The 22,088-nt window shown below is 63.5% G+C and carries 18 protein-coding genes and 1 riboswitch; of the genes, 14 read left to right on the forward strand and 4 right to left on the reverse strand.

Going from position 1 to position 22,088, the window contains the following annotated elements:
* The first annotated feature begins 379 nt into the window (after window positions 1–379).
* The 4 genes from AC0GUR_RS19485 to AC0GUR_RS19500 all read left to right on the forward strand — a co-directional run bounded on the left by AC0GUR_RS19485 (window position 380) and on the right by AC0GUR_RS19500 (window position 7,147).
* Window positions 380–2,395: an OPT family oligopeptide transporter gene (locus tag AC0GUR_RS19485; protein ID WP_472879171.1), complete on the forward strand. Its 2,016-nt coding sequence runs from the start codon at window positions 380–382 to the stop codon at window positions 2,393–2,395.
* A 145-nt stretch (window positions 2,396–2,540) separates the two neighbouring features.
* Window positions 2,541–5,147, forward strand: coding sequence for a bifunctional lysylphosphatidylglycerol flippase/synthetase MprF (gene mprF, locus AC0GUR_RS19490; protein ID WP_472879172.1), 2,607 nt, complete (start codon window positions 2,541–2,543; stop codon window positions 5,145–5,147).
* A gap of 17 nt (window positions 5,148–5,164) precedes the next feature.
* Complete coding sequence (locus AC0GUR_RS19495; RefSeq protein ID WP_472879173.1) at window positions 5,165–5,926, forward strand: AcvB/VirJ family lysyl-phosphatidylglycerol hydrolase; 762 nt, start codon at window positions 5,165–5,167, stop codon at window positions 5,924–5,926.
* A gap of 36 nt (window positions 5,927–5,962) precedes the next feature.
* Entirely contained in the window at window positions 5,963–7,147 is a 1,185-nt protein-coding gene (locus tag AC0GUR_RS19500) for an acyltransferase family protein (protein ID WP_472879174.1), read from the forward strand.
* Here the strand turns inward: AC0GUR_RS19500 and AC0GUR_RS19505 are convergent.
* The 4 genes from AC0GUR_RS19505 to AC0GUR_RS19520 all read right to left on the reverse strand — a co-directional run bounded on the left by AC0GUR_RS19505 (window position 7,144) and on the right by AC0GUR_RS19520 (window position 12,453).
* Complete coding sequence (locus AC0GUR_RS19505) at window positions 7,144–8,433, reverse strand: NCS2 family permease (RefSeq protein WP_472879175.1); 1,290 nt, start codon at window positions 8,431–8,433, stop codon at window positions 7,144–7,146. The two genes, AC0GUR_RS19500 and AC0GUR_RS19505, sit on opposite strands and share 4 nt — an antisense overlap.
* 132 nt (window positions 8,434–8,565) lie before the next feature.
* On the reverse strand, window positions 8,566–9,378 hold the full coding sequence (gene pyrF, locus AC0GUR_RS19510; protein WP_472879176.1) for an orotidine-5'-phosphate decarboxylase: 813 nt from the start codon (window positions 9,376–9,378) through the stop codon (window positions 8,566–8,568).
* A gap of 176 nt (window positions 9,379–9,554) precedes the next feature.
* Entirely contained in the window at window positions 9,555–11,216 is a 1,662-nt protein-coding gene (gene ettA, locus AC0GUR_RS19515) for an energy-dependent translational throttle protein EttA (RefSeq protein ID WP_472879177.1), read from the reverse strand.
* A 241-nt stretch (window positions 11,217–11,457) separates the two neighbouring features.
* Window positions 11,458–12,453, reverse strand: a complete 996-nt coding sequence (locus AC0GUR_RS19520) for an aldo/keto reductase (RefSeq protein ID WP_472879178.1) — start codon at window positions 12,451–12,453, stop codon at window positions 11,458–11,460.
* A gap of 188 nt (window positions 12,454–12,641) precedes the next feature.
* Here AC0GUR_RS19520 and glyA point away from each other — a divergent pair, with 188 nt between their 5' ends.
* From glyA to nusB, 10 genes are all read left to right on the forward strand, one after another.
* Window positions 12,642–13,895 carry a serine hydroxymethyltransferase gene (gene glyA, locus AC0GUR_RS19525; protein ID WP_472879179.1) on the forward strand — a complete coding sequence of 418 codons (1,254 nt, stop codon included), beginning with the start codon at window positions 12,642–12,644 and terminating at the stop codon, window positions 13,893–13,895.
* 85 nt (window positions 13,896–13,980) lie between these two features.
* Window positions 13,981–14,499, forward strand: a complete 519-nt coding sequence (gene nrdR / locus AC0GUR_RS19530) for a transcriptional regulator NrdR (RefSeq protein ID WP_472879180.1) — start codon at window positions 13,981–13,983, stop codon at window positions 14,497–14,499.
* 148 nt (window positions 14,500–14,647) lie between these two features.
* On the forward strand, window positions 14,648–15,748 hold the full coding sequence (gene ribD / locus AC0GUR_RS19535) for a bifunctional diaminohydroxyphosphoribosylaminopyrimidine deaminase/5-amino-6-(5-phosphoribosylamino)uracil reductase RibD (protein WP_472879181.1): 1,101 nt from the start codon (window positions 14,648–14,650) through the stop codon (window positions 15,746–15,748).
* A gap of 45 nt (window positions 15,749–15,793) precedes the next feature.
* Window positions 15,794–16,651: a phytanoyl-CoA dioxygenase family protein gene (locus AC0GUR_RS19540; RefSeq protein WP_472879182.1), complete on the forward strand. Its 858-nt coding sequence runs from the start codon at window positions 15,794–15,796 to the stop codon at window positions 16,649–16,651.
* Window positions 16,648–17,661, forward strand: coding sequence for a Gfo/Idh/MocA family protein (locus tag AC0GUR_RS19545; protein ID WP_472879183.1), 1,014 nt, complete (start codon window positions 16,648–16,650; stop codon window positions 17,659–17,661). The genes AC0GUR_RS19540 and AC0GUR_RS19545 overlap by 4 nt, the downstream gene beginning before the upstream one ends.
* 178 nt (window positions 17,662–17,839) lie before the next feature.
* Window positions 17,840–18,006, forward strand: a riboswitch (FMN riboswitch).
* Between the two features lie 132 nt (window positions 18,007–18,138).
* On the forward strand, window positions 18,139–18,780 hold the full coding sequence (locus tag AC0GUR_RS19550) for a riboflavin synthase (protein ID WP_472879184.1): 642 nt from the start codon (window positions 18,139–18,141) through the stop codon (window positions 18,778–18,780).
* 125 nt (window positions 18,781–18,905) lie between these two features.
* Window positions 18,906–19,997: a bifunctional 3,4-dihydroxy-2-butanone-4-phosphate synthase/GTP cyclohydrolase II gene (gene ribBA, locus AC0GUR_RS19555; protein WP_472879185.1), complete on the forward strand. Its 1,092-nt coding sequence runs from the start codon at window positions 18,906–18,908 to the stop codon at window positions 19,995–19,997.
* Window positions 19,998–20,169: 172 nt separating this feature from the next.
* The gene (gene ldcA, locus AC0GUR_RS19560; RefSeq protein WP_472879186.1) at window positions 20,170–21,135 is read left to right on the forward strand and encodes a muramoyltetrapeptide carboxypeptidase; all 966 of its coding nucleotides are present in this window, start codon (window positions 20,170–20,172) and stop codon (window positions 21,133–21,135) included.
* 44 nt (window positions 21,136–21,179) lie between these two features.
* Window positions 21,180–21,641, forward strand: coding sequence for a 6,7-dimethyl-8-ribityllumazine synthase (gene ribH / locus AC0GUR_RS19565; RefSeq protein ID WP_472879187.1), 462 nt, complete (start codon window positions 21,180–21,182; stop codon window positions 21,639–21,641).
* Window positions 21,641–22,087, forward strand: coding sequence for a transcription antitermination factor NusB (gene nusB, locus AC0GUR_RS19570; protein ID WP_472879188.1), 447 nt, complete (start codon window positions 21,641–21,643; stop codon window positions 22,085–22,087). Before ribH ends, nusB begins: the two co-directional genes overlap by 1 nt.
* Window position 22,088 lies beyond the last annotated feature (1 nt).

Genomic DNA, 22,088 nt, shown 5'->3' on the forward strand with positions numbered 1-22,088 from the left:
TCTTTGGGTTACTTTTCTTTTGGGCCAGCAAAAGAAAAGTGACTCGGCCTTCGGCAGAAGGTCGAAACGCCCGCCGCCGTGGCGGCACGATGGCGGGAACGCTCAACGATAGCCAAGAGCAAAGTCACTGGACCCCGGCCTGCGCCGGGGTGACGGTGAGGGGGACACGCGTTCTCGCGAGCATCCACCCGCGCACCCCTGCATTCCCTCGACAAGGGACAAGGAGACGTGACGCACCGCGCAAAACCACCCGAACCATTGCGTATCCCCCCAAATCCGGCAACCCTACGCGCTGGCCCGCCAACCGGCAGCGGCCGCTGCATCCACGCTGCCAATGGGCAGCCATTTGGGGAACCACCAACATGACGAGCATGAACTCGTGATCGGCAACCATCCCAGCACAGAGTCGCGCAAAGAGCTCACCGTTCGTGGTCTCATCCTTGGCGTCATCATCACCGTGGTGTTCACGGCCGCCAATGTCTTCTTCGGCCTCAAGGCCGGCCTCACCTTCGCCACCTCGATTCCGGCGGCGGTGATTTCCATGGCCCTGCTGCGCGGGTTCAAGGATTCCACCATCCAGGAAAACAACGTCGTGCAGACCATCGCGTCGGCGGCGGGCACGCTGTCGTCGATCATCTTCGTGCTGCCCGGCATGATCATGATCGGCTGGTGGGCGGATTTCCCGTTCTGGACGTCATTCGCGGTCTGCGCGCTGGGTGGCGTCTTGGGCGTGATGTATTCCATCCCGCTGCGCCGTGCACTGGTGACCACCTCCGATCTGCCTTACCCCGAAGGTTTGGCCTGCGCCGAAGTGCTGAAGGTCGGCGCGGGTGACAAGGCGACCGCCGGCAGCGTGGAAGAAGGCAGGGCGGGTCTGCTGGCGGTGTTGTGGGGTTCCATCGTGTCCGCGGTGTTTGCCGTGGTGGTGGCGACTCAGGTGTTCGCCAGCGACGTGGTGTCGTATTTCCGTGTCGGCAACAAGGGCGCAGTGAGCGGGTACGATTTCAACCTCTCGTTTGCGCTGTTCGCCATCGGGCATCTGGTGGGCCTGTCGTGTGGTATCTCGATGCTCATCGGTGCGCTGATCGGTTGGGGCTGGGGGGTGCCGCACTATTCGCTGCTGGCCGATACCAGCGGCGTGGTGGCGGATCTCGCGCAACAGACCTGGAGCCACAAGGTGCGTTTCGTGGGTGCCGGTGCCATCGGCGTGTCGGCCATCTGGACGCTGGCCAAGCTGGTGAAGCCGGTGATCAGCGGCCTCGCTTCGGCCATGGCGGCGTCGCGTGTGCGCAAGGCCGGCAAGGCGGATTCGCTGCCGCGCACCGAGCGTGATATTCCGATCGGCATCGTGGGTCTGGTCACGCTGGCCTGTTTCGCGCCGATTGGCTGGCTGCTGGGTTACTTCGGTTCGCAGAGTGGCCTGGGTGACCAGGTGGGAGTGCTGGCCATCGGTGGCGTCGCCTTCGTGGTGCTGATGGGCTTCTTCGTCTCCACCGTGTGCGGCTACATGGCCGGTCTGATTGGTTCGTCCAACAGCCCGTTGTCCGGCGTGGGCATCCTGGTGGTGATCGCTGCCTCGCTGCTACTGGTGGCGTTCGTGAAGCCGCACGTCAGCCCGGAGTCGGGCAAGGCGCTGGTGGCGTTCGCGCTGTTCATCACCTCGGTGGTGTTCACCGTGGCGGCTATTGCCAACAACAATCTGCAGGATCTCAAGACCGGCCAGCTGGTCGATGCCACGCCGTGGCGTCAGCAGGTGGCGCTGGTGATCGGTGTGGTCGCGGGCGCGGCGGTGATTCCGCCGGTGCTCGATCTGCTCAACAAGGCCTATGGTTTCGTGGGCGTTGCCGGTGTTGGCGCGCATGCATTGCCCGCGCCGCAGGCTGGCCTGATCTCGGCGCTGGCGCAGGGTGTGATCACCAACAACATCGACTGGAGCCTGATCATCACCGGCATCTGGATCGGTGTGGTGATCATCGTGGTGGACGAGATCCTCGCGCGCACCACCAAGCACATGCGCATGCCGCCGCTGGCGGTGGGCCTGGGCATCTACCTGCCCACGATAAGCACGCTGATGGTGGTGGTCGGCTCCGTGGTCGGCTGGTACTTCGACCGTCGCGCGGATCGTTCGACCAAGCCCGAAAGCACCAAGCAGTTGGGTGTGCTGCTGGCGTCGGGCCTGATCGTGGGCGAAAGCATCGTCGGCGTATTCATTGCCGGCATCGTGGCATTTGCCGATAAGCTGGGCTTCACCAACCTGCAAGCGCCGTTGGCGCTGGTTGGCCCGGATTTCGGGACGGCAGCCGAATGGATCGGCGGTATCGCTTTCGCTGCCGTTGTGTTCGTGATGTACCGCTGGGTTGCCCGCATGGCCAACGGCCTGAACGGCAAGCCCTGATGGATGGGGTCGCGGTTGCCTGAAGCGACCGCGACCGAATGTCATCCCTGCATGCCACGATCGAACAGGAATGCGCCTTGACCGGCTATCCTAGGCGGTCGCAGCGAAGGTCCTGCGCGCTGGTCGATGTGGAGGCGGTAACCGCGTGGTAGAGCAGACAGGGGCGGAGGCCTCGATTTCCGGTGACATGCTGGCTCGCCCTGGCCTGATGGTCAGGTTGCGTCGGCTCGCCGGTCCGCTGCTTTCGGTGGCTATGCTGTGCCTGGCGCTGTGGGCGCTGCACCGGCTGGCCAGCGAGGTGAGCTACCGCGAGGTCGCGCGTTACGTCCACAGCCTGGAGAACTACCGCATCGCGCTGGCCGTGCTGCTCACGGCAGGCAGCTATGGCGTGATGATCCTGTATGACTGGTTCGGCCTGGCCACTATCGGCAAGCGCTTGCCCGGCGCCCAGGTCAGCCTGATCTCCTTCATCAGCTACGCCTTCAGCAATGCGCTGGGCATGGCGCTGCTGATCTCCGGCTCCATTCGCTACCGCTTCTATATCCAGGCCGGCCTCACCACCGCGGAAGTGGCGAAGGTGGTGGTGTATTGCACGCTCAGTTTTTGGCTGGGTCTGGCCGCGCTAACGGGCGTGACGCTGCTGCTGGTGCCGGTACCGCCGACGCTGCCACTGGCGGGCTGGCGCATTCCGGTGGCCTGCGTACTCACTGCGATTCCCTTGCTGTGGCTGGTCGGCAATCGGCTGATGCGTCGGCCGCTGCGCATCTGGCGCTGGCGCCTGAGCTTGCCTTCCACCATGGTCGCTGCGCGCCAGATTCTGGTCGGCGCGGTGGACTGGGGGCTGGCCGCCTACGTGCTGTATCTGCTGATGCCCAACCAGGTGGATACCGGTTTCGGGCATTTCCTGGCGATCTTCGTGCTGGCGCAGATTGCCGGCCTGATCAGCCACGTGCCTGGTGGCCTGGGCGTATTCGAGGCGGTCATGCTGGCCGGCTTCGGTGCCGCGGGTAATCAGGGTCTGGAAGCGCCCATCCTCGGTGCGCTGGCCGCGTATCGCCTGATCTATTACTTCCTGCCGCTGTGCGCCGCCACCATCGTGGTGCTGGTGCGAGAAGCGCGCGGGCTGCGCAGCAAGGCATTGCTGGCGCCATGGTTCACCGGGCTGCTGCCACCTTTCTTCGCGGGCCTGACGCTGGTGTCGGGTGCGGTGCTGCTGTTCTCGGGCGCCACCTCGGCCTTGCCGGCGCGCATGGCGATCCTGCGCGACGTGTTGCCGCTGGCGGTGCTGGAAGTGTCCCACTTCCTCTCCAGCGTGGTCGGCATGATGCTGCTGATCCTCGCGCGCGGCCTGCAGCGTCGCCTGGACGCTGCCTATGTGCTGACCCTGGTGCTGCTGGTGCTGGGCGCCGTGCTGTCGTTGCTCAAGGGCATCGATTACGAAGAGGCCATTCTGCTGTCACTGCTGGCGCTCGCGCTGGCGCCGGCCCACCAGCTGTTCTACCGGCGCGCGTCGCTGTTCAGTGCGAGCTTCTCGTGGGGCTGGATCATTGCCATCGTCGCCGTGCTGGTCTGCGCTGGCTGGCTGGTGGGCTTCAGCTACAAGCACGTGGAATACACCAACAACCTGTGGTGGGAATTCAGCTTCTACCACGGTGGTGCGCCGCGAGCGTTGCGTGCCCTGGTCGGCGCGGCGTCGGTAGGCCTGCTGTTTGCGCTGGCCAACCTGATTCGCCCGGCGCCACCGCATCTGCAGCTGCCGGGCGAAGGCGAGCTGCAGAAGGCCTTGCCGCTGATCAAGCACTACACCTCGGCGCAGGCGCATCTCGCGTTGATGGGTGACAAGACGCTGCTGTTCGACACCGAAGGCAAGGCCTTCATTATGTACGACGTCGAAGGCCGTAGCTGGGTGGCTATGGGCGATCCGGTGGGCGAGGACGAAACGGCCCGTCGCGAACTGGTGTGGACCTTCCGCGACCAATGCGAGCGCGCGGGTGGCTGGCCCTTGTTCTACCAGGTTCGCCCGGAAGATCTGGACCTCTATCTCGAAGTGGGCATGAACCTGCTCAAGATCGGCGAAGAGGCGAGGGTGGAACTGGCCACCTTCAATCTCGACGGCAAGTCGAAGAAGGTGCTACGCAACACCATCAACAAGCTCACGCGCGAAGGCATGCGCCTGGAGATCGTGCCGGCCGAGCACGTGGCAACGTGGATGCCGAAACTCAAGAAGATCTCCGACGCGTGGATGCGTGACAAGGGCGTGCGCGAGAAGGGCTTCTCGTTGGGCACCTTCGATCCGCGCTATCTCGAGCGCACGCCGATGGCGCTGGTCTGGCAGGGCGAAGAGCTGGTGGCGTTCGCCAACCTGTTCCTCACCGACAATAAGGAAGAGGCATCGCTGGACCTGATGCGCCACCTGCCGGATGGCACGGCTGGCGTCATGGACTTTATGTTCATCGAGCTCATGCAGTGGTCCAAGCAGCAAGGCTACCGCTGGTTCAATCTCGGCATGGCACCGTTCTCCGGCTTGCAGAATCGTCGCAGTGCGCCGCTGTGGAGTCGCCTGGGAGCGATGTTGTTCGGTCGCGGCGAGCGCTTCTACAACTTCCGCGGGCTGCATAAGTACAAGGACAAGTTCGATCCCGTGTGGGAGCCGCGTTACCTCGCGGTACCCAACGGTATCGCCTTGCCGCTGGTGTTCGCCAATGTGGCGAGCCTCATTTCGGGTGGACTTTCGGGCATGGTGCGCCGTTGAAACGATTCTTTAAGTGGATGCTTCTCACGCTGGCGGTGGTTGCCGCTATTGGCATGGGAGCCTGGCAGCCGTGGCATCACGTCACGATGGAAGAGTCGAGCATTGCCGTTCCGGTGAAACCGGGAGTCGTGCCGCTACAAGGGCGCGACGATGTGGTGGCCGTGTTTTATTCCGGCGATGGCGGCTGGCGCGATCTGGACAAGTCGCTGGGCAGGATCATTGCCGACCATGGCATTCCTGTGGTCGGCATCAGCCTGCTGCAGTACTACTGGCGCGAGCGCTCCGCGGAGGATTCGGCAGCGGATCTCGACGCACTTATCGCGCGCACCGTGGCCGGTAACGACAAGAAGCGCATCTGGCTTATCGGCTTCTCGTTCGGTGCGGACGTGCTGCCGTCCATCGTCGGTAAGCTCAGTCCGGAAGGGCGTGAGCGCATTGCCCAGATCGTGATGCTCTCGCCCAGCAAGGACGTGAACTTCGAGATCGAAATGGAAGGCTATATGCGCGAGGGTTGGTGGAAAACCCACACGCAGGACTTCTTCCAGTGGCTCAACCCCGTGCAGCACTACGACGCCATGCCGCCACTGCTGGCGCTGGGCGGCCACCCGCCGGTGGTGTGCTACTACGGCATCAAGGACAAGGACGACACCATCTGCGCCGACCCTTCCTTGCCGTCCTGGGTCAAGGTGATTGAGAAGACCGGTGATCATCACTTCGACTACAACTACGAAGGTTTGGCGCAGCAGATGATTCACGACCTGCCCGCAGCGGAGCATTAAGACAAGCAGGCTGGATGGTTTGCCGGGGAGGGCGCCATGGAAAGGCATTCGAATAGTGCGGACGCGGTCACGCGTAACGCCGGCATCGACCTGCTGCGCGGATTGTCCATTCTTCTCGTTGTGCTGCACCACATCGGACTGCGCATTCGATTGCGGAAGACCGTGCTGGCCGACGTATTGCCAGAGAAGTTGCTCAACGCACTCAACTTCAACGGCTACGAGGCCGTCTTCATCTTCTTCGTCATCTCCGGTTTCCTGATCGCAAGCAACGCGCTGCGCCGCAGCGGTGCGCTGGCGAACATCGAGCCGCGTACCTTCTATGCACGACGGTTCTCCCGCATCGCGCCCTGCCTGATGCTGTTGGTTGCCGTACTGAGCGCGCTGCACCTGCTTGGCGTGCAGGATTACGTCATCCAGCGCGAAGGGCAGACGCTGCCGCGCGCGATCATCGCAGCGCTTGGCTTTCACCTGAACTGGTACGAAGGCATGTTGGGCTACCTGCCCGGCGGCTGGGACGTGTTGTGGTCGCTGTCGATCGAAGAGGTGTTCTACCTCGGCTTTCCGCTGGTCTGTCTATTCACGCGGCGCACGTGGGGGCTGGTGCCGATCCTGGTGGTGTTGGCTATCTCGTTGCCGTGGACGCGTGCCGCGCTCGCGGGCAACGAGATCTGGCAGGAGAAGGCGTACTTGCCGGGCATGGCAGCCATCGCCACCGGTGTGCTGGGGGGCTTGTTGGTACAACGCTGGCAGGCCGTTCCGCGTGGCGTGGCGTCAGCGCTTGGTATCGCCGGATGCGTCGGGCTTTACCTGGTGATGTTCGAAGGCAAGCTGCTGTGGTTGTTGATGCACAACGGTTACATGCTGGTGCTCACCAGCTCCGCGTTGTGCCTCGTGCTGGCCAGCGCGTGGGCTCCAGCCGGTCGAGTGCCGTGGCGTGGGCTGGATTGGCTGCGCTCATGGGGACGCCTGAGCTACGAGATCTACCTCACCCATATGTTCGTGGTGATCGCGGCGATTCGACTCTACAAAGCGACGGGCAGCAACATCGCGCACGGCTACCTTTGGTATCTGCCGATCTTGCCGCTGTGCTGGCTGTTGGGCAAAGCCGTGGAGCGATACATCTCGACGCCGGCGGAGCGCTGGCTGCGCGAGCGGATGCTGTCGCCAGCGACCGTTTCCCCGGTGCTTTCCGAGCAAGCGCTCCCGCAGCAACGCGCTTAAGAGAAAAACACGTAGCGCACGAGGAACAGCAGCGCGACCACCCAGGTGGCGGTATGGACATCGCGCATGCGGCCGGTGAAAAGCTTCAGCACGGCGTGGCTAATGAAGCCGAACGCCAAACCATTGGCGATGGAGTAGGTGAACGGCATCACCAGTGCGGCCAGCGCCGCCGGCACGGCTTCAGTGTGGTCGTCCCAATGCACGTTGACCAGTTCGCGCAGCATCAGGCCGGCCACATAGAGCAGTGCAGGTGCTGTTGCATAACTGGGAACGGCACCGGCGAGTGGTGCCAGTACCAGTGCCGCCAGAAATAACAAAGCGATGACCAGCGCGGTAAGTCCGGTGCGTCCACCTGCCTGCACACCCGATGCGCTTTCGATAAAGGCGGTGGTGCTGCTGGTGCCGAGCACCGAGCCGGCGAGAATAGCGATGCTGTCGGCAAACAGAGCGCGACCCAACCGCTGCTTATGCGATCCCTGTGACAAGTGGGCGTGGTGAGTGATACCCATCAACGTCCCGGTGGCGTCGAACATCTCGACCAACACGAAGACAAGCACCACCTGAAAGAAGCCGTGATGCAGCGCGCCGCGAACATCCAGTGCGAAGAAGGTGGGTGCAAGGCTGGGTGGTTTGGAGAACACGCCGGCGAACTGCGCGTGTCCGGTGGCGAAGCTGGCCAAGGTGACCGCCAGAATGCCGATCAGGATGGCACCGCGCACTTTGAGCGCATCAAGCACGGCGATGACGAAGAAGCCGCCAATGGCAAGCAGCACCTGCGGCTCGTGCAGATCGCCCAACCTGACCTTGGTGACGGGGTCTGAGACAATAATGCCGGCATTGCCCAGGGCGATGATGGCGAGGAAAAGCCCGATGCCGGCCGCGATAGAGCAGCGCAGCGAATGCGGTATGCCCGCGAGCAGCCAGCGTCGAATGCCGGTGGCGCTGAACACCACGAACACGCATCCGGAAATGAACACCGCGCCCAGCGCTTCCTGCCAGCTGTAGCCCATGGCGGTGACCACGGTGTAGGCAAAGAAAGCATTCAGGCCCATGCCGGGCGCCATGCCCACGGGATAGTTGGCGACAAAGGCCATGATCAGCGAGCCAATCGCGGCCGCAAGGCACGTGGCGGTGAATACCGCGTGGCGGTCCATGCCGGTGGTGCTGAGGATGTCCGGGTTGACGAAGATGATGTACGACATCGTCAGAAAGGTGGTCAGCCCGGCGATGACCTCCGTACGCACGGTCGTGCCGTGCTCATTCAACTTGAAGAGACGTTGCAGCATGGCGTGGATCGCCTGTGCGGGGAGGCTGCCCATGGTATCGAAGCAGGCGGGATGCGTGCTGACGCAGGGCAGGGATGCCCGGAAGACTTTGGTCTAGCCCTGCCTCGTTTGGGCAGGGACAGACATCAAGGATCAGCGGAAACGGTTGATGGTGTCGCGCAGATCTTGGGCGACATCGCGTGCAGCCTGCGCGAAATCTTCGCCGTTGCCGGCATAGAGAATGGCGCGCGACGAGCTGATCATCAGGCCGGTGCCATGGGCGCTGCGGCCATGCCTGAGGACGGCTTCCACGTCGCCGCCTTGTGCGCCAATGCCCGGCACCAAGAGCGGCATGTCGCCGACGATGGCGCGCACCTTGCCGAGTTCTTCCGGCCAGGTGGCACCGGTGACCAGCGCGCAGTTGCCGTTGGCATTCCAGTCGCGCGCGATGGTTTCAGCCACGCGCAGATACAACGGCAGGCCACTGCAATCGAGCGCCTGGAAATCCGCGCCGCCCGGGTTGGAGGTGCGGCACAGCAGGATCACACCCTTGTCCGCGCGTTCAAGGAAGGGCTGCGCGGAGTCGCGACCCATGTACGGGTTCAGCGTGACTGCATCGGCCTTGAAACGATCGAATGCTTCGGTGACGTAATGCTGCGCGGTGCTGCCAATGTCGCCGCGCTTGGCGTCGAGAATCACCGGCACTTTCGGATGCTTGTCGTGAATGTGCGCGATCAGTCGCTCAAGTGCGTCTTCCGCACGCAACGCGGCGAAGTGGGCAATCTGCGGCTTGTAGGTGCAGACGAGGTCGGAAGTGGCATCGACGATGTCGCGGCAGAACTCGAATACGGCATCCGGGCGACCTTTCAGGTGCGCGGGAAACTTCGATGGTTCCGGATCCAGGCCGACGCAGACGAGGGAGTTGTGGTCAGTCCATGCGTTTTGCAGGGATTGCATAAAGTGCATTGGAGTCTCCTCGTCGCCGCCTATCAGCTCCCTCTCCCCTCCGGGGAGAGGGCGGGGTGATGGGCCAATCTTGCGGTATCGCTTGATGGTCGTGCTGTTCTTTTGAAGGACAGGGGCCAGCCGTGACCCCTCACCCCAACCCTCTCCCCGGAGGGGAGAGGGAGCAGGAGCTGCGCTTACGCCAGCTTCTTGTACTTCACGCGATGCGGCTTCGCAGCTTCATCGCCGAGACGACGCTTCTTGTCCGCTTCGTACTCGTTGTAGTTGCCCGGGAAGAACTCCACGTGCGAGTCGCCTTCGAACGCGATGATGTGCGTGGCGATGCGGTCGAGGAACCAGCGGTCATGCGAGATGACCACAGCGCAGCCCGGGAATTCGAGCAGCGCGTCTTCCAGTGCACGCAGGGTTTCCACGTCCAGGTCGTTCGACGGTTCGTCGAGCAGCAGCACGTTGCCGCCCTGCAGCAGGGTCTTGGCCATGTGCAGGCGGCCGCGCTCACCACCGGACAGCTGGCCAACGATCTTCTGCTGGTCGGTGCCCTTGAAGTTGAAGCGGCCAATGTAGGCGCGCGACTGGATCTCGAAGTTGCCGATGGTGAGGATGTCCGAACCGCCGGACACTTCCTGCCACACGTTGTTCTTCGGATCGAGCGCGTCGCGGGACTGGTCGACATAGGCGAGCTTGACCGTGTGGCCCAGCTTCACCTCGCCAGAATCCGGCTGTTCCTTGCCCATGATCATCTTCATGAACGTGGATTTACCGGCGCCGTTCGGGCCGATCACGCCGACGATGGCGCCCGGCGGAATCTTGAACGACAGGTCTTCGATCAGCACGCGGTCGCCGAACGCCTTGTTGACGTTCTTGAACTCGATCACTTCCTGGCCCAGGCGCTCGCCCGGCGGAATGAAGATTTCATTGGTTTCGTTGCGACGCTGGTACTCGACCGAGTTCAGCTCCTCGAAGCGGTTAAGACGCGCCTTGCCCTTGGACTGACGGCCCTTGGCAGCGGAGCGCACCCACTCCAGTTCCTTCTCGATGGCCCTCTGGCGCGACTTTTCCTGCGAGGCTTCCTGCTTGAGGCGGGTGTCCTTTTGCTCCAGCCACTCGGTGTAGTTGCCCTTCCACGGAATACCGCGGCCGCGGTCGAGTTCCAGAATCCACTCGGCGGCGTTGTCGAGGAAGTAGCGGTCATGGGTGACAGCCACGACGGTGCCCGGGTAGTTCTGCAGGAACTGCTCCAGCCAGTCGACTGACTCAGCGTCCAGGTGGTTGGTGGGCTCGTCCAGCAGCAGCATGTCGGGCTTGGACAGCAGCAGGCGGCACAGCGCCACGCGGCGCTTTTCACCACCGGACAGCGGACCGATCTTGGCGTCCCAGGGGGGCAGGCGCAGCGCGTCGGCGGCCACTTCCAGCTGGCGCTCCAGCGCGTGGGCGTCGTTCACGGCCAGGATGTTTTCCAGCTCCTGCTGTTCGGCAGCGAGCTTGTCGAAGTCCGCGCCTTCCTCACCATAGGCGGCGTAGACCTCTTCCAGGCGCTTCTGCGCGTCGAGGATGACGGAGACGCCTTCCTCGACGGATTCACGCACGGTTTTCTCGGGATCGAGCTGCGGCTCCTGCGCGAGGTAGCCGACCTTGATGCCCGGCTGCGGACGGGCTTCACCCTGGAAGTCCTTGTCGACGCCGGCCATGATGCGCAGCACCGTGGACTTGCCCGCGCCGTTCACGCCCAGCAGGCCGATCTTGGCGCCGGGGAAGAAGCTCAGCGAGATGTCCTTGATGATGTGGCGCTTCGGGGGAACGATCTTGCTGACCCCGTTCATGGTGTAGATGTACTGCATGGAGCCTCCGGCGGCGTGCACGAAGCCAGCCGTAGAGGGCAGGCAGTGCAATTCAGAGTGGGTGTAAACCACTCATTATAGCGGGTTATGGGGGCGGGCCGGTGACCGTGCTTTGGTCGTTTGCCCCATGCGGGACAACCGCCTGTGGGAGCGCACCCTGTGCGCGACAGACCACCGGAGCTGAAACTCGTCAGGGCGCAGTCGCGCACAGGGTGCGCTCCCACCAGGGGAACCGTCGTTTTTAGCGCTCGCTATCCAGCGATGCCATGCCCTGGGTGTTGTAGCGCTCACCGGCCGCGGCGCCGGGAGGGAACGCCTGCTCCAGCGTGGCGAGGTCATCGGCAGACAACGACACATCCAGCGCCCCCAATGCCTCATTCAGACGCTCGCGTGTCCGCGCGCCGACCAGCGGCACGATGTCCTCGCCACGGGCCAGCACCCAGGCGATGGCGACCTGGGCCACGCTGACACGGTGCGTCTCGGCCAGCTGGCGCAGCGTATCGACCAGGGCCAGGTTGTGGGCGAGGTTGTCGCCCTGGAAGCGCGGGGCGTGGGTGCGGAAATCCCGTGCATCGGCAGGGCGGTCCTGAGTCCAGTGACCGCTGATCAACCCGCGTGACAGCACACCGTAGGCGGTGACCCCGATGCCCAGCTCGCGGCAGATGGGCAGGATGCCCTGCTCAATACCGCGTGAGATCAGCGAATACTCGATCTGCAGGTCCACCGCCGGCAGCACGCTGTTGGCTCGCCGAATGATGTCCGGACCCACTTCGGAAAGGCCCAGGTGGCGCACGTAGCCGGCCTTCACCAGGTCGGCAATGGCGCCCACGGTCTCCTCGATCGGCACATTCGGGTCGAGCCGGGCAGGACGGTAAATGTCGATGTAATCGGTGCGCAGACGCTGCAGCGTATAGGCCAGTGCCGTCTTCACCGCCGCTGGCCTGGCGTCGTAGCCCAGCCAGTCCCCGGCGGGCCCGCGCTGGGCGCCGAATTTCACGCTGAGCTGGTAGCTATCGCGGGGACGGCCTGCCAGGGCGTCGCCGATCAGCATTTCGTTGTGGCCCATGCCGTAGAAGTCGCCGGTATCCAGCAGGGACACCCCCGCGTCGAGCGCGGCATGGATGGTGGCGATGCTCTCGCTCCGGTCGGAGGCCCCATACATGCCAGACATGCCCATGCAGCCGAGACCGAGGGCGGAAACCTTGGGGCCATGCCGGCCGAGTGTGCGGTGCTTCATGGGGAGCGCTCCGTGGAGGGGGATCTCCGTATGGTGCCCCCCGGCCGGGTGGCCGGCATGTGCCTCTGGCCGCGAACGGGCCGTGTTCCGGGCACAAGATCTTCGGGAGACGGGCGGATATGGCCCCAAGGGGCTGGGGGCGTTACACTTTCTCGTTCAAACCCGCAAGCCACCCCCATGAGGTCAGGATGTTTCCGAAGAACGAGACGATCGCCGGTTACGACAACGAACTGGCCCAGGCCATGGCCGACGAAGCGCGTCGCCAGGAAGATCACGTCGAGCTGATCGCTTCGGAAAACTACGCCAGCCCCCGCGTCATGGAAGCGCAGGGCAGCGTGCTCACCAACAAGTACGCCGAAGGCTACCCGGGTAAGCGCTACTACGGCGGCTGCGAATTCGTCGACGTGGCCGAGACGCTGGCTATCGATCGCCTGAAGCAGCTGTTCGGCGCCACCTACGCCAATGTGCAGCCGCACTCCGGCTCGCAGGCCAATCAGGCCGTGTACCTGGCTCTGCTCAACCCGGGCGACACCATCCTCGGCATGTCGCTGGCTCATGGTGGCCACCTGACGCACGGTGCCAAGGTCAACGTCTCGGGCAAGCTGTTCAACGCCGTGCAGTACGGCGTGAACGAGCAGGGCCTGGTCGACTATGACGAGGTCGAGCGCCTCGCCGTCGAGCACAAGCCGAAGATGATCGTGGCCGGCTTCAGCGCTTACTCGCAGGTGATGGACTGGGCGCGCTTCCGCGCCATCGCCGACAAGGTCGGTGCCTTGCTGTTCGTGGACATGGCGCACGTCGCCGGCCTGATCGCCGCAGGCGTGTACCCGAGCCCGCTGCCGCACGCACACGTCGTCACCTCCACCACGCACAAGACCCTGCGCGGCCCGCGCGGCGGCATCATCGTGGCGAAGGATGCCGGCGAAGAGATCGAGAAGAAGCTGCAGTCCATCGTGTTCCCGGGCATCCAGGGTGGCCCGCTGATGCACGTGATCGCCGCCAAGGCGGTGGCGTTCAAGGAAGCGCTGGAGCCGGAGTTCAAGACCTACCAGGCACAGGTGGTGAAGAACGCCAAGGCGATGGCCAAGACCTTCATCGATCGCGGCTACAAGATCGTTTCCGGTGGCACCGAGAACCACCTGATGCTGGTGGACATGATCGGTCGCGATGTCACCGGCAAGGACGCGGAAGAAGCGCTGGGCAAGGCACACATCACGGTCAATAAAAACGCCGTGCCGAATGATCCTCGCAAGCCCTTCGTCACCTCCGGCCTGCGCGTGGGCACCCCGGCCGTCACCACCCGCGGCTACAAGGAAGCGGATGTGGTCGAGCTGACCCATTGGATCTGCGACGTGCTAGACGCGCCGAAGGATGACGCTGTCATCGCCAAGGTGCGTGAGAAGGTCACGGCGCAGTGCCACAAGTTCCCGGTGTACGGATAAAGGCGAGAAGCGAGTGAAGAGGAGTGAGATGTGAGAGCAAGCTGTCCTTCTATCTTCTCACTTCTCATTTCCCACTCCTGAACTTATGCATTGCCCGTTCTGCCAGCACGAAGACACCCGCGTGATCGATTCACGCCTTGCGGAAGACGGCGCCACCGTGCGTCGTCGTCGCGAGTGCCCGAAGTGCGGCGAGCGCTTCAATACGTTTGAAACGGCCGAGCTCAAGCTTCCCACGATCGTGAAGAGTGGCGAGCGACGTGAGTCGTTCGATGAGCGCAAATTGCGTGTGAGCTTTGAGCGGGCGCTCCAGAAACGTCCGGTGCCGACACCGGCGGTGGACAGTGCCGTGCGCGAGATCATCAATGATTTGCGCCGCTGCGGTGAGCGTGAGGTGCCTTCTCGCCAGATTGGCGAGTTGGTGATGCGTGAGCTGAAGAAGTTGGATCAGGTGGCTTACGTGCGGTTTGCTTCGGTCTATCGCAAGTTTGAGGATGTGCAGGCGTTTCGCGAGGAGATCGAGAAGTTGGAGCGTGATCTTCCGGAGTTGGAGGCGCTGCAGCTTTCTTTGCTTAGCGAGAGTATGGCGCGGCGTAAGAAGTCCTGACGTCGCTGTCATTGTGTAGGAGCGCACTTGTGCGCGACCGCAGGCTGACATGGTTCCCGCTCCGTCGGCTGTCGCGCACCAGTGCGCTCCTACAGAAATCCGTCCAAAGCCCATAGACTGACGCCATCTCCACGCCAGGCGATGCGCTATGACCTCAGTTTTCTCCGCCATCGACCACGCCCACATGGCGCACGCGCTGCGCCTCGCCGAGCAAGGGCTCTACACCACGCAACCGAACCCGCGCGTGGGCTGCGTGATCGCGCATGGCGAGCAGATCGTAGGCACGGGCTATCACCAGCGTGCCGGCGAGCCGCATGCCGAGGTTTATGCGCTGCGCGAAGCCGGCGACAAGGCGCGAGGCGCTACGGCGTACGTCACGCTGGAACCCTGCGCCCATCACGGCCGAACGCCACCTTGTGCGGATGCGCTCATCGCAGCAGGTGTGTCGCGCGTAGTGATCGCGGCGGAGGATCCGTTTCCCCAGGTCGCCGGCCGCGGCATCGGCAAGCTGCGCGACGCAGGCATCGTGGTCGACACCGGTTTGATGCGTGAGCAGGCGCGTGAGCTCAATATCGGTTTCTTCAGCCGCATCGAGCGCGGTCGCCCGTGGGTGCGAGTGAAACTCGCCATGAGTCTGGATGGCCGCACGGCGCTGGCCAATGGCGATTCGAAGTGGATTACCGGTGAGGCCGCACGCGCCGACGTGCAGCGTTGGCGTGCGCGCAGCTCGGCCATTCTCACGGGCTCGGGCACGGTGCTGGCAGATAACCCGCGTTTGACCGTCCGCCTGCCTGAAAGCGAGATGTTTACGCCGCCGTGGCGAGTATTGTTGGATAGCCGCCTGCAAACGCCGTCAAACAGCCATGTGTTGGATGGAACGGCACCGACACTGGTGCTGCATGGGGCGCATGCGAAACCGGACTATCCGGGATTCCAGGCGGCGGAGCTGGCCGTGGTGGCAGAGCGAGGTGGTGCGCTGGATCTGGATGCCGTGATGGCTGAGCTGGCCCGACGCCAGGTAAGCGAAGTGCATGTGGAGGCCGGCCCGCGTTTGTGCGGCGCTTTGTTCGCAGCGGGTCTGGCCGATGAGCTACTGCTCTACGTGGCGCCCGTGTTGCTTGGTGATGCAGCACGGCCATTACTGGGCTTGCCATCACTGTCGGACATGGCGGCGCGGTGGAAACTGCAGACGCTCGACCGGCGTGTGCTTGGCGACGATCTGCGGTTGCAGCTGCGGCCCATCGTCTGAGCTGAGCATGTTTTCTTATGTGTTTTGATGATTAGGATGCTACCGATGGCGATGCCGTCACCCGTACTCAGCGATGCCGAACGCGCGTTCTTCCGCGAACAGGGTTATCTCGTACGCAAGATCCTCGACGATGCCAGCGTGGCGCGCTATGTGGCGGCGGTCGAGGCGTCACGCCGCGAGCGGGGCGATGCGCAGCGCATGAGCAATTTGCAGTTTCTGCAGCCGGGCAAGGCGATTCGCGATATCCAGGACATCGTCTGCAACGACGACATTCTTGCAGTGTGTCGTGACCTGTTGGGCAACGGTATCGTGGTCGATGGCGCTTCGTTGTTCTATGGCGAGGCGGGCGTGGAGTACCGGCAGGGCTGGCATCGCGATGTGCTGCAGGTGCCAGACGATCAAGTGGATCTGAACTGGTTCAGCGACAGCTATCACTACAACAATGTGCAGATGAACATGCCGCTGACGGTGGACGGTTGTCTGTGGATCGTACCCGGCAGTCATCGGCGTCAGCTCAACGCGGAGGAGCGCGCGATTTTCGGCAACACCGAAAAGATGGCGCCGGTGGACGCGCCTGAGCTCAACGGTGGCAAGCAGCTGGTGCTGCAGCCGGGCGAGGCGGTGTTCTACAACAACTACGCCGTGCATCGGGGTTATGGTGGTGTGTTGAAAGACAAGCGCATCACCATCCATCTGGGCTTTCACTCCACCGAGCATGCGCCGACGTTGCATTTCGGCGTGCTTGACCATACCGAGTACACGTTGGAATACCTGTCGTCGCTGGCACCATGCGTGCGTGAAGCGCTACGCACGCATCTGGTCGAACGCGCACGGCATCCGGAAGTAAATGCATTTCACGCCTATCACCAGCAGTTTCTGGCCAAGGAGTTCAAGACCACATGACGACGGCAGCGATACGCTGGGGCATCATCGGTTGCGGCAATGTCACCGAGGTGAAGAGTGGCCCGGGCTTCAGCAAGACGCCCAACTCCGCGCTGGTGGCGGTGATGCGTCGCGACGGCGACAAGGCGCGCGACTATGCGCAGCGCCACGGTGTGCCGCGCTGGTATGACGACGCGGCTAAGCTGATCGCTGACCCCGAGGTCAACGCGGTCTACGTCGCCACGCCGCCGTCAACCCATAAGCAGTACGCGTTGATGAGCATCGCCGCCGGCAAGCCCGTCTACGTGGAGAAGCCGATGGCGCTGGACCACGCCGAGTGCGAAGCCATCATTCGCGCGGGGCGGGAGGCCAACGTACCGGTATTCGTGGCGTATTACCGCCGCAGCCTGCCGCGCTTCAGCAAAGTGCGCGAGCTGATTTTCGATCAGCATGTGATCGGTACGCCGCGCATCGTCAACACCGTGTTGTACGAGCCGCATCATCCGCGTTACCACGACCCCAAGGCTTTGCCTTGGCACGTGCAGGCCGATGTCTCCGGTGGTGGCGTCTTCATGGATATCGGTTGCCACACGCTCGATATCCTCGATTGGCTGTTTGGTCCCATCGTGTCGGTCACCGGCCAGGCCAGCAATCAGTTGAAGGCGTATCCGGTGGAGGATGGCGTCGCCATGTCGTTCGCCTTCGGCAACGGTCTGCTTGGCACCGGCCTGTGGAACTTCGACTGCTACAAGCATCTAGACCAGATCGAAGTCATCGGCGACAAGGGCCGCATGGCCTTCGCCACCTTTGGCGAGGGCCCGATACGAGTAGAGAGCGCGGACGGCTCGAGGGAATACAACGTGGCGAACCCAGCGCACATCCAGCAGCCGCTGATCGAAACCATCGTGGCCGAGCTGACCGGGCAGAAAGGCGCTTGCCCGTCGACTGCCGAGAGCGGCGCGCGTACGAGCTGGGTGATGGACCAGGTGCTGCGCAACTATCGACGCACTACCGGTCAGACGATCGGGTGAGCCCTCGGCAGGCACGATCGGCTACCAAAGCGAGCTTTGTGGGGCCCGGTTCGCCGGGACTCGGTGGGTCCCGGCTTCCCCGGGGACGCGGTGTTCACCCCCGTGGACAACGAAGCGGGCGGGGCAGCTGAAGGTTGGTGCTAGAATCCCCGGGCCGGTTCGCCGGTAAAACCACAAACGACGTCTTCAGGGCGGGGCGAAACTCCCCACCGGCGGTAGGCCCTTCGGGGTGAGCCCGCGAGCGCTTCCAGGTCATCGGAAGGTCAGCAGATCCGGTCCAATGCCGGAGCCGACGGTTGGATGCCAGCGATGGCTTCCAGAAAGTCCGGATGAGAGAAGACGGTACGGCGCATGCCTTCGCTGGCGCGCGCCTGCCAGACGCCTTGAGGCGTTTTTCGCATGTTTTCGACGCGGGAAACGTTTCATGTCCAAGCATCGTTGCTATTGTTTCGCGACCTCTGTTCAGGAGGTGCGCTGATGTTCACCGGCATCATTCAAAGCGTGGGCCGCATTGCGCGGCTCGAACCACGCGGCGGCGACGTGCGCCTGCACGTGGATACCGCCGACCTCGATCTCGCTGACGTGCAGCTCGGCGACAGCATTGCCGTCTCCGGTGTGTGCCTGACCGCGGTGACACTGGAATCGCGCGGCTTCGGCGCGGATGTCTCCAATGAAACGCTGTCACTCACCACGCTGGGCAAGCTGAAGGCGGGCGACCCGGTGAATCTTGAGAAGGCACTGCGCCTTGCCGATCGCCTGGGCGGCCATCTTGTATCCGGTCATGTGGACGGCTTGGGCAAGGTGGTGTCGATCACGCCTGACGGGCGCTCGTTGCGCTGGGTGTTCGAGGTGCCTGCTTCGCTCTCGCGCTATATCGCGGCAAAGGGCTCCATCTGCATCGATGGCACCAGCCTCACCGTCAACGAGGTGAATGGTCATCGCTTCGGCGTCAACCTGATTCCGCACACGGTGGAGCACACGGCATTCCATGCGCGCCGCGCGGGGGACGCCGTGAATATCGAGGTGGATGTGGTGGCGCGATACATCGAGCGGCTGATCGCCAATGGCGATGCGCCGAAGCTCGATGAGGCGTTTCTCAAGCAGCACGGTTTCGCGTAACGCAAGTCGTCCCCGCGCAGGTGGGGACCCCGTGACTTTTGCACGTACTAGAGGCGCTGGATCCCCGCATTCGTGGGGATGACGGACAAAGCAGCGTCGCGGCAAACTTCTTTTTGGACATTCCCATGAGCTTCAACACCATCCCCGAAATCCTCGAAGACATCCGCGCCGGTCGCATGGTCGTCATCCTCGACGACGAAGATCGTGAGAACGAAGGCGACCTCATCATGGCATCGCAAATGGTGCGGCCGGAGGACATCAACTTCATGGTGCGCGAAGCGCGCGGCCTGGTCTGTGTGACGCTCACCGAACAGCGCACGCGACAGCTGGGCCTCAAACCCATGGTGATCGACAACACCTCGCCGTATCAGACCAACTTCACCGTCTCCATTGAGGCGGCCGAAGGCGTGACCACCGGCATCTCCGCGCATGACCGTGCGCGCACCATCCAGGTGGCGGTGAAGTCCGATGCAAAGCCGCAGGACCTATCGCAGCCGGGCCACATTTTCCCGCTCACCGCGCAGCCGGGCGGCGTGCTCACGCGCGCCGGCCATACGGAAGCCGGTTGCGACCTGGCGGCGCTGGCGGGGCTGGAGCCCTCGGCCGTGCTGATCGAGATCCTGCACGAAGACGGCTCGATGGCGCGTCGCCCTGAGCTGGAAGTGTTTGCGAAGAAGCATGGACTGAAGATCGGCAGCATTGCCGACTTGATCCGCTACCGCCTGGAAACCGAGAAAACGGTACAGCGCGTCTACGAAGAAGACGTGCAGACCGAATTCGGCCCGTTCCGCCTGGTGGCCTATCGCGATGCGATCCGTCACGGCCTGCACTTCGCGCTGGTGCGTGGCGAGGTGAGCGACGGCAAACCGGTGCTGACGCGCGTGCACGTGCGCAACACCTTGTCGGATGTGCTGCATCTGCAGCGCGATGATCTTGGCCTCACCGTCACCTCCGCACTGCGCCGTATTGCTGATGAAGGTCGTGGCGCCTTGCTGGTGCTTTCGGGCGAAGACACCGCTGACGCCTTGCTGCGTCGCCTCAACCGCCAACCGGCGATCCAGGCGCCTGAGGAAGCGCAGCAGCAGGAGTGGCGTCAGCTGGGCCTGGGCGCGCAGATCCTCGCCGATCTGGGCATTCATCAGCTGCGTGTGCTGGGTACGCCGCGCAAGATGGTGGGGCTGGGTGGTTTCGGGCTGGAAGTGGCCGAATACGTTTGACCCCAACTAGCCCTTGTAGGAGCGCACTTGTGCGCGACCGCGGAGATTCGTTGTCACCGCTACGTAGGCTTGTCGCGCACAAGTGCGCTCCTACAGAGGGTTTGCATCGCATGGCCACATCCACGCCATGCCACCGCCGCCATACTCAGGCTTTCACCACAAAACGAGCGCCATGACATCTCCGATCATTCGTCTCATCGCCCCCTCTGGCTATCCGCACGACCCCGATGCGATGAGCCGTGGTGTCGCGCGCCTGCGCGCAGCGGGTTGCGTGGTGGATGGCACGGAAGTGCTCGATCGCGTCGAGCAGCGATACGCCGGCAGTGATGCAGAGCGTGTGGCCGATCTCAACCATCTGGCCATCCAATCTTCGCTGCCGGATATCGCGCTGGCAGTGCGCGGCGGCTATGGCGCCACGCGATTGCTGGAGCACATCCATTACGGCGCTCTGCGCGAACGCTTGAGCGGCACATCGGCCGTGCTGGTCGGGCACAGCGATTTCACCGCCATCCAGATGGCGCTGTATGCGAAGAGCGGGCTGACCACGTTCGGCGGCCCGATGCTGGGAGCCGACTTTGGCGCACCCGAACTCAATGGGCTGATGTGGGAGCACTTCTGGCGCGCCGTTGGCGAGCCTGACGCCACGGCGAGCTGGGCAACGCCCACGGTAGGAGAGCTGGATATCGAAGGCCCGCTGTGGGGCGGCAACCTTGCCGTGCTGTGCAGCCTGATCGGTACGCCGTACTTCCCGGCCATCGATGGCGGCATCCTGTTCGTGGAAGACGTCGGTGAGCCGCCATTCCGCATCGAGCGTCTGCTGTACCAGCTGCATCTGTCCGGCGTGCTGGATCGCCAGCGGGCGCTGGTGCTCGGGCACTTCACCCATTGCCGCCCCCACAGCTACGACAACGGTTATGACACCGAGGCCGCGTTCGACCAGATCAGTCGGGTGGCCCGCGTGCCGTTGATCCGCGGCCTGAAGTTTGGCCACGAGGTGGACAAGTTCACCCTTCCGTTTGGCGTTCCGGCCCGACTGCGCGTGGGGGCGGGGCAGGCCAGCCTGCACTTTGCCGGCCATCCCCACCTTGCCGGGACGGTTTCCCGGCCCGATCCGGGCACGCTGCCCCAAATCCCGTAAAATAGACGGCCCTCGCCGGGCCACAGCCCAGGAACCCCGTATTCATGAAGATCATCGAAGGCGATTTCGCCACGCCCAAAGGCCGTTTTGCCATCGTCGCCGGCCGTTTCAACGGTTTTGTCGTCGAGCCCTTGGTGGCCGGTGCCCGTGACGTACTGGTGCGCCATGGCGTGAAGGACGACGAGATCGAGCTGATCCGCGTGCCGGGTGCCTGGGAAATCGCGCTGGCCGCCCATAAGGTCGCCAACTCCGGCAAGTATGCCGCCGTGATCGCGCTGGGCGCGGTGATTCGTGGCTCCACCCCGCATTTCGACTACGTGGCCGGTGAGTGCGCCAAGGGCTTGGCCCAGGCCGCTTATGCCTCCGGTGTGCCGGTGGCGTTCGGCGTGCTGACCACCGACAACATCGAGCAGGCTATCGAGCGTTCGGGCACCAAGGCCGGCAACAAGGGCGCGGACGCCGCACTGGCCGCGCTCGAAATGGTCAACCTGTACGGAAAGCTCTGATGAACCAACGTCCCGAAGGCATTGATCTCGCTGCACGCTCGCGCGCCCGTCGTCGTGCGCTGCAGGCGCTGTATGCGTGGCAGCTCAGCGGTAGCCACATGAATGCGGTGATCGAGCAGTTCCGCCACGAGCAGGACATGGAAGTGGCCGACCTCGAATACTTCGAGGATCTGTTGCACGGCGTGGAGCGCCATGTCGAAGCCATCGACGACAGCCTCAAGCCTTACGTGGATCGTGAAGTCGGCCAGATCGACCCGATCGAGCGGGCTGCCCTGCGTCTGGCGGCGTACGAACTGAAGTACCGTCCGGATGTGCCGTACCGCGTGATCATCAACGAGGCCATCGAAGTCACCAAGCGCTTCGGTGCCGACCATGGTCACAGCTACGTCAATGGCGTGCTGGACAAGCTCGCCAGCGCGCTGCGCTCGACTGAAAAGCGCGGCTGAT

It is taken from the genome of Dyella sp. PARNA 12/25, from assembly GCF_055702865.1.

Coding starts and splice junctions, on each gene's coding strand:
- AC0GUR_RS19495 (WP_472879173.1), top strand. CDS start 5,165: ATGCTTCTCACGCTGGCGGTGGTTGCCGCTATTGGCATGGGAGCCTGG.
- AC0GUR_RS19500 (WP_472879174.1), top strand. CDS start 5,963: ATGGAAAGGCATTCGAATAGTGCGGACGCGGTCACGCGTAACGCCGGC.
- AC0GUR_RS19505 (WP_472879175.1), bottom strand. CDS start 8,433: ATGCTGCAACGTCTCTTCAAGTTGAATGAGCACGGCACGACCGTGCGT.
- pyrF (WP_472879176.1), bottom strand. CDS start 9,378: ATGCACTTTATGCAATCCCTGCAAAACGCATGGACTGACCACAACTCC.
- ettA (WP_472879177.1), bottom strand. CDS start 11,216: ATGCAGTACATCTACACCATGAACGGGGTCAGCAAGATCGTTCCCCCG.
- AC0GUR_RS19520 (WP_472879178.1), bottom strand. CDS start 12,453: ATGAAGCACCGCACACTCGGCCGGCATGGCCCCAAGGTTTCCGCCCTC.
- glyA (WP_472879179.1), top strand. CDS start 12,642: ATGTTTCCGAAGAACGAGACGATCGCCGGTTACGACAACGAACTGGCC.
- nrdR (WP_472879180.1), top strand. CDS start 13,981: ATGCATTGCCCGTTCTGCCAGCACGAAGACACCCGCGTGATCGATTCA.
- ribD (WP_472879181.1), top strand. CDS start 14,648: ATGACCTCAGTTTTCTCCGCCATCGACCACGCCCACATGGCGCACGCG.
- AC0GUR_RS19540 (WP_472879182.1), top strand. CDS start 15,794: ATGGCGATGCCGTCACCCGTACTCAGCGATGCCGAACGCGCGTTCTTC.
- AC0GUR_RS19545 (WP_472879183.1), top strand. CDS start 16,648: ATGACGACGGCAGCGATACGCTGGGGCATCATCGGTTGCGGCAATGTC.
- AC0GUR_RS19550 (WP_472879184.1), top strand. CDS start 18,139: ATGTTCACCGGCATCATTCAAAGCGTGGGCCGCATTGCGCGGCTCGAA.
- ribBA (WP_472879185.1), top strand. CDS start 18,906: ATGAGCTTCAACACCATCCCCGAAATCCTCGAAGACATCCGCGCCGGT.
- ldcA (WP_472879186.1), top strand. CDS start 20,170: ATGACATCTCCGATCATTCGTCTCATCGCCCCCTCTGGCTATCCGCAC.
- ribH (WP_472879187.1), top strand. CDS start 21,180: ATGAAGATCATCGAAGGCGATTTCGCCACGCCCAAAGGCCGTTTTGCC.
- nusB (WP_472879188.1), top strand. CDS start 21,641: ATGAACCAACGTCCCGAAGGCATTGATCTCGCTGCACGCTCGCGCGCC.